We start from the raw sequence: 1203 nt of genomic DNA on the forward strand, positions 1-1203 counted from the left end.
CTCATAGCCATAAAACATTTCCGATTTCAAAATACCAAAGAACGACTCCATCATGCCGTTGTCTGGGCTGTTCCCCTTGCGTGACATGGATGCTTGAATTCCCTTACTCTCTAAAAACCTGTGATAAGAATCATGTTGGTATTGCCAGCCCTGGTCGCTGTGTAAAATGGTATTTTCATAGTATTTCTCTGTGAATGCCTGTTCTAACATACTCTTCACTTGTTCTAAGTTGGGCGAAGTAGAAAGATGATAAGCAATAATTTCACTGTTAAAGCCATCTAAAACAGGGGATAAATAGAGTTTCTGTGTGCTATTTGGAATGGCAAACTCCGTTACATCTGTATAGCACTTTTCCATTGGTTTGGTTGCTTCAAATTTGCGTTGAATGAGATTATCTGCTTTCTTGCCAATCTCTCCTCGGTAGGAAGAATACTTCCGTTTACGACGAATTCGAGCCGTTAGACCAAGGACCGTCATCAGACGTTGAACTTTCTTATGATTCACTACAAAACCACGATTTCTGAGTTCGAGAGTAACTCGGCGATAGCCATAATTTCCTTTATGGTCATTATAAATAGTCTGAATTTCGGTTTTAAGCTCTTTATCTTTATCAAGCCCATCTAGTTCCTTCAACTGATAGTAGTAAGTTGAGCGAGCTAAACGAGCCACTTCAAGAAGTAAATCTAGTCGAAATCCTCCTGAAACCATTTCTCTAACTGTCTCTGCCTTTCTCGCTCTAGGGCTTCGTCCCTTTCCTCTAACTCTTTTAACTTTTTTAGGTAGGCCACCTCGGTACGTAAACGTTCATTCTCCTCCTGGAGTCGTTCTAATTCTGTCATTTCTTCCCAAGTTTTCTTTCGTTTACGTCCCATTTTAGCTGGTCTCCCTCTTATTTTCTCAATAATAGTATACCCGTTTTTCTTGTATTGCGCCAGCCAATTTGGAAGCATACCACGATTTGGGAGAGCATATTTGAGAGAAACTCTATCTTGAGACCAGTTTTCATGTAAAACTTTATCAATCATTTCTTGTTTTAATTCAGGAGGGTAGTAACGGTTTTTCCCCTTTTTGACAAACTCTATTCCGTAACGATCAATCAATTTAATCATGTACCTAAGATTAGAATTGTTTATCCCAAATTTATTTGAAAGCTGCTCTAAGCTATATCCTTGTTTTCTAAGTTCATAGATCTGAACTTTATCA

General features: G+C 38.7%; 1 pseudogene. It reads right to left on the bottom strand.

Features of this window, described 5'->3' with window-relative positions:
• A pseudogene (locus I2H52_RS09655) lies at positions 1-1203 on the bottom strand (IS3 family transposase); the annotation flags it as partial.

Source organism: Streptococcus oralis (genome assembly GCF_015561235.1).
GTDB classification, from domain to species: Bacteria; Bacillota; Bacilli; order Lactobacillales; family Streptococcaceae; genus Streptococcus; species Streptococcus oralis_BK.